Source organism: Dapis brunnea BLCC-M229 (genome assembly GCF_050015995.1).
In the GTDB taxonomy this organism is placed as follows: Bacteria; Cyanobacteriota; Cyanobacteriia; order Cyanobacteriales; family Microcoleaceae; genus Trichodesmium.
The window spans coordinates 14,227-19,743 of the sequence record NZ_JBNHEP010000141.1; the positions used below are offsets into that span (position 1 = coordinate 14,227).

Below are 5,517 nucleotides of genomic sequence, written 5' to 3' on the forward strand. Positions count from 1 at the left end.
ACAAATTTTAAGTTAGGTTCTACTTTGCCTTCAGCTTTGCCTTAATCTTTACCTTCAGCAAAAGCCTCTTGATAAACCTTAGTTTTTTTCAATTCACTTAAACCTAACATTGCTTCAATCTCTTTTCTTGTTTTTTGGGGTAACTTATAAACAATAATTGTTTGAATTAAGTCGATTAAATTTTCTTGAATCTTTGGCTCAATAATTTCCTCTTTGGTTTGATAAATTAAAGATTTAGCCAAATTAATCGCTTGAGTTTCTGGCTCAATTACCAGTTTAACAACTCCAACCCCTAATGAACCACTTACAGTTTCTTCCAGTTCGTCTAAATAAATTCGTTGGGCTTGATTTGACGCTAAAATATTGCCAAAGTGTGGATAAATATGTACCTACCGCCTACTTTTTGGATAAACTATGAAGCTTCTGCCTCAATCCAACCTTTGACCATTTCAACGGGAATTCCAACAAGACCAAATAATACTTTTAATGCTTCGATTCCTCCTTCTTTAAAAGCGTTAATTAATCTAGCTTTCAACGTAGGATTTTGCTGAATTTATTGTTGTCAAGCACTCTGTTTTTCAATTTCTGTTGCATTTGGATAACTTTGTTCAAGTCGTTGTAAAAGCTGTTGAATTTCTGCTGCTACATCTGCTAAGTCTTGCTTTATGTTCGGCAGGATAATTGTTAATTATTCCGCCTACATAGTAGGCATAAATTAGTCTACCTATTCGGTTACCTTATTACTTGAAGTCTTTGTCTGTCATTTTTTGTTAGAGCCTATTAATCCTTCCTGAATACTTTCAATATTTGGCGAGCAAGTTCCATCCCTGTATCAAAATCTAAATTTCCAAGATACTGAAAAACTTCCACATTACTTTTCAAGTATTCTGGTAGCTTATTTCCTTGATGTATCAGAATAGTTCGTTTAGGGAAAAAAGCTAGGCAAGCTCCCAAATCAATGTATGCAAGTGAGCTAATTGATTTTTCCTGTAGATTTTGCCGTGGCAAACAAATAATTGCACTGGAACATAGGGAACGTATTTCATTAATTCTAGTATTTATTGTTTTCAGTTTGCTTAATTGGCTTCGTGCAAGAGTCGGCAAGTTATTCATCTCTGGAGCTAGTACCCCCAACATACCAAATACAGTTTTAATTTGTCTTAACACTTCTTCATCATAAAATGAGATAAATGTTTTCTTCTCTGACTTAGACTTTTCTCCAGATGAATTAATAGATGAAACTTCAGGTTGTTTTTTCTTTCCTTCAAAGTTTTCCTCAATAATATTAATAGTTTGTAAAAAAAAATCTTTTCCTGTATCTAAATCTTCACTTAGAACTAACCTTTTTCTAACATCTAGTAACTTTTTACCCTTTTCAAACAAACTGTATACTTGTGAATCCGGAAACTTACTTGATGCTTCGGTTGCCAATTGCTCTAGTTTATCTAATAGACTTGAGAAACTATTGGTAAGCTTTTCAGGATTAGAGCTTTTGCGGTTTTTATAAGCAAAATTATCGTAGTTGAAATTATTCAATTCTGACCTAATTTCATTAATCTTCGACTTCATTTCATTAATATTCATTGGTTCAAACTTACTCCTTTTCCTCCAGTGACAGGTAAGCATATTCACCATGTTCCGGCCAATCTAACCCGCTTTTTTCTTCGTCTGCTTTGACTCTGATACCAAAAATTGAGTTTATAATCTTAAAGGATAACCAAATTACAACAAAAGACCATCCAGGTATTAATAATGAGCCGACTATTTGCTTAAAAGTATTGATATCTGTTAAGAAGCCAGTAGCTAATCCTCCCCAAATACCACAAAAGCAGTGTACAGGTATTGCACCAACAGCATCATCAATTTCTTGTTCATACAACCAGTTAATACCTATAATGACAACCAGTCCTGCAACTACTCCAATAATTAGAGATTTAATTGGACTGACGGCATCGCATGAAGCTGTAATTCCTACAAGTCCCCCTAACAGACTGTTGAGAACAGTTGAGAGGTCTAGTCTACTGTTTGTAAGCTTTCTGTAAACTATGGCAGTGCAAGCACTAGCACAGGCTGCAATGGTCGTATTTACTACAATTTTTCCTACTTCGTCTGGGGAGCTAACTCCTGCAATACCCAAGGTACTTCCAGCATTAAAGCCGTACCACCCAATCCACAAAATAAAAGTTCCCATCGCACCAAGGGGTAAACTGTGGGGCAACAATTGTTTTGCCTCTTCTTTAGTTATTAGTTCTTGATTGAACCTTCCTCTTCGTGACTTCAAAATATTTACAATTGCCAAGGAAGCACCCCCTCCAACACCATGAACAACCACAGAGCCAGCAAAATCATGAAAGCCCCATTGACCTAACCAACCGCCTCCCCAAACCCAATAGCCACTGACTGGGTAAACCAAAGCTGTAATCAAGAATGTCAACAGTAAATATGCCCAGGGCTTAATTCTACCTGCAACAGCTCCAGAACAGATTGTTGCCGCTGTAGCAGCAAAAGCAGCTTGAAAGAAGAAATCTATATAGAGGGATAAATGTTCTACGCCCTGTCTAGAGCAAGGATCGTTCAAACCTAAGTAGGATATACTGATGCCGAGAATTTTTGGTATTATATTGATAGATTGACAGTTTTCAGGACGATACATTAACGCATAGCCAAAGAAAAAGTAAACTATAATTCCCACACAAGCATCAGTAACATTTTTAAACAGGACATTCACTGTATTTTTAGCTGCATTAAATCCTGCCTCCAACATGGCAAAACCTAGCTGCATCATTAATACTAATATTCCTGCTACTAGCACCCAAAGGTTGTCAACTGCATTCTCTAGGGACACGTTACTAGAGGCTTTTGTGACTTGGGATATTACTTGTTCTTGGATATCTTGTGCAGATAATATAGTAGGAAATAGTACAAAAATGGTAACTGTAGCTACTAAAATGAAAATTTTATATAATTTTAACATTGCTGAGTATTTATTATCGATCATATTTTTTGTCCGATCTACATTGACTCATATTTCTATCATGTTCTAGCATCGCTTTCTGCGAATGGAAGTTAATCAGAAGATTTTAAATAGCTAGTGAGTGCTGCTATAAGGATATCGGTTTTAGATGAGCCATAGTAAGCAACATATTCCTCTATTCCTCCAATTGAGAATAAAGTCCCAACAATTTCCTAAAAGTAATTGGTTTATTGAACATTTTACTATCGAATAACATAAACAAATATTGTCTTACATTATATAGCGTAAATTTTACTGAACAGGAAAAGTTGAAGTAGACATCTCCAGAAAAGAGGGAACACTTAACACTTAACTGGGAACACTTAACCCACCCCTAACCCCTCCCAGGAGGGGAGTAATTGATAATTTATGGATAATAATTGATTTTATTTTTGATTTTTGGAGATGTCTAGTAGTTAATTTGAGGTTTGCCTCAATTTTTTTGATATTACACACATAATTCTTCTACCTCCATTTCCTTAATTTTAAGTTCTTGACCTTGAATAATATCAAGTTCAACACTGTTACAAACATGACAAACGCCGAATGGTTGCTCTAGGGGAATTTCTGTTGCGCATTGACGACATTTTCCTAAACCGGGAATTTTGATAATTTCTAAAGTTGCCCCTTCTAAAACAGTACCTTTACTACAAACATCAAAACAAAATTCAATAGCATCAGGCATAATAGCAGAAAGTTCACCTATCTCTAAGGTGACTCTTTTGACCGATTTGTCTTTAGCGTTTTCGGCAACTATAGCAACAATATTTTGAGTAATTCCTAATTCGTGCATATTTAAAATATTTTTCCAGTTTTTCAAGTAATTTTTCAGCTAAAATTTAGAAGATAGGGAGAGAACTTTTAGCCTAAAAAATTTAGTTTGAGACTATTTATATTGACCGATCAAAAAACTATTTTCTCTCTCCCCAAAAAATGTCAGTAGTAGGCGATCGCCTACCACATTTTTTAACTACAAAAGTTCATCAGGGTTAATACCTCTTTCTCTGAGAAGTTCTGCTAGTCGGTCAGCTCGTTGTTTTTCTTGTTCGGCTCGTTGTTTTTCTTGTTCTGCTCGTTGCTTTTCTTGTTCGGCTCGTTGTTTTTCTTGTTCTGCACGTTCATCTCCAGTTAACAAAATATTCCCCGAATCATCACACCAGCGCAACCAATCATATTCTTTTCCTTCAAAAATACCATGCCAAATTGTTAAACCCAATCCCACTTGAGACAAATAGAAATTTCCTAGCTCTACATAACTATTACCTCGTAATTCATATACTCGTAAAATAGTTTCCCCAAGTTGTTTAAGTGGGTCAAAAACGACATAATAACCAACCGCAGCAAAAGCATAATCTTGTAATTTACTACCTAGTTCATTACCAATTTTATTAGAGACAATTTCGATAGCTATTTCTGGAGGTTTGCCAAAAGAAAATACAAAATAAGAACGATTCTGTTTTTGACTCCAATCTTCCGGTACTTTGACTCGTAAACTAAGGAGAACGTCTGGTACAAGTGGTGGTATTTTATTGCCGTAAAAAAGTCCTACATTCGCAGTTGCTAAAAATTGTAAGTCTGTTGAAAAAGAACTATATAAAGTAGTAGTTAATAGTCGTTGTTGTTTCTCAGTAATTAAATTATCCACAGGAGTATCATCCTCAGTAATAATATCACTAATATCTGGTTCTACAAATTCAAAATCTTCTGGTTGATTTTTGAAACTTTTGGGGGATGATTCAATATTTGTTTGTATTGGTAATGTAGACATAATTTTTTTCCTTTATTAATTAGGGAATAGGGAATAGGGAATAGGGAACAGGGAACAGGAAATAGGAAATATAGGAATAGTCCTATAAGTGTACCTCACTATCCTCAAAAGTGCTGTAAATCAATTATTAATTATTAATTATTAATTGTTGAAAGACTGCCACAAAGCATCAACTTCATCTGGTGCATAAATATCCTCACTTGTTAATTCCACAAAATCTTGTAAACGACGATTTAAAAAAGTTCTAGCAACTTTAATTATTTCTGCTTCTGGATAATTAGAATGAACCCAAATATTAACTTCAAAGGAATTTATTCCATCTGAGTGTAGCAAGAATTTGACCAGATGATATTTATCAGAAAATCCAGGACGTTCTTGATACTTATTAAGTTCAATAATTTCAATTTTAGCATCAAAAAAAATTGTCATGTTCTTTAAATATTCAGGTTTTAAACTTAAAAATTTGATATTAATATTATCTCCGGTTGAATACTTATACTTTTTTGAAGTCAGGAAGGCAGAAGGCAGAAGAAAAAAAGCTTCAAAGGGAAAATATTTTTTGAGCGAGTGTCAAAGTTTTGAGCCGATAAAATTTGACTTTTAACTTCTAGAAGTGGGATGATTGGGAGACCAAACCCCTACAAAATTTTCATCATCCCTACATTCGTGAAAAAAATCTTTGGGAAAATATTTTTTGAGCGAGTGTCAAAGTTTTGAGCCGATAAAATTTGACTTT

7 protein-coding genes are annotated in these 5,517 nt (G+C 34.5%); all 7 read right to left on the reverse strand.

The annotated features are described in order from the left end of the window. Positions 1 to 41: 41 nt before the first annotated feature. Positions 42 to 383: a DUF2887 domain-containing protein gene (locus ACP6PM_RS16505; protein ID WP_426586538.1), complete on the reverse strand. Its 342-nt coding sequence runs from the start codon at positions 381 to 383 to the stop codon at positions 42 to 44. 29 nt (positions 384 to 412) lie between these two features. Then, positions 413 to 535, reverse strand: a complete 123-nt coding sequence (locus ACP6PM_RS16510; RefSeq protein ID WP_426586455.1) for a hypothetical protein — start codon at positions 533 to 535, stop codon at positions 413 to 415. Between the two features lie 245 nt (positions 536 to 780). Beyond that, positions 781 to 1,584, reverse strand: a complete 804-nt coding sequence (locus tag ACP6PM_RS16515) for a hypothetical protein (protein WP_426586457.1) — start codon at positions 1,582 to 1,584, stop codon at positions 781 to 783. Positions 1,585 to 1,594: 10 nt separating this feature from the next. Next, positions 1,595 to 2,998 (reverse strand): ammonium transporter, encoded by a 1,404-nt coding sequence (locus ACP6PM_RS16520; protein WP_426586459.1) that lies wholly within the window; start codon positions 2,996 to 2,998, stop codon positions 1,595 to 1,597. A 463-nt stretch (positions 2,999 to 3,461) separates the two neighbouring features. Continuing rightward, on the reverse strand, positions 3,462 to 3,833 hold the full coding sequence (hypA, locus tag ACP6PM_RS16525) for a hydrogenase maturation nickel metallochaperone HypA (RefSeq protein ID WP_426586461.1): 372 nt from the start codon (positions 3,831 to 3,833) through the stop codon (positions 3,462 to 3,464). 150 nt (positions 3,834 to 3,983) lie between these two features. Then, positions 3,984 to 4,781, reverse strand: coding sequence for a DUF874 family protein (locus ACP6PM_RS16530; RefSeq protein WP_426586463.1), 798 nt, complete (start codon positions 4,779 to 4,781; stop codon positions 3,984 to 3,986). A 141-nt stretch (positions 4,782 to 4,922) separates the two neighbouring features. Further along, on the reverse strand, positions 4,923 to 5,210 hold the full coding sequence (locus ACP6PM_RS16535; RefSeq protein WP_426586465.1) for a hypothetical protein: 288 nt from the start codon (positions 5,208 to 5,210) through the stop codon (positions 4,923 to 4,925). Between the last annotated feature and the right edge of the window lie 307 nt (positions 5,211 to 5,517).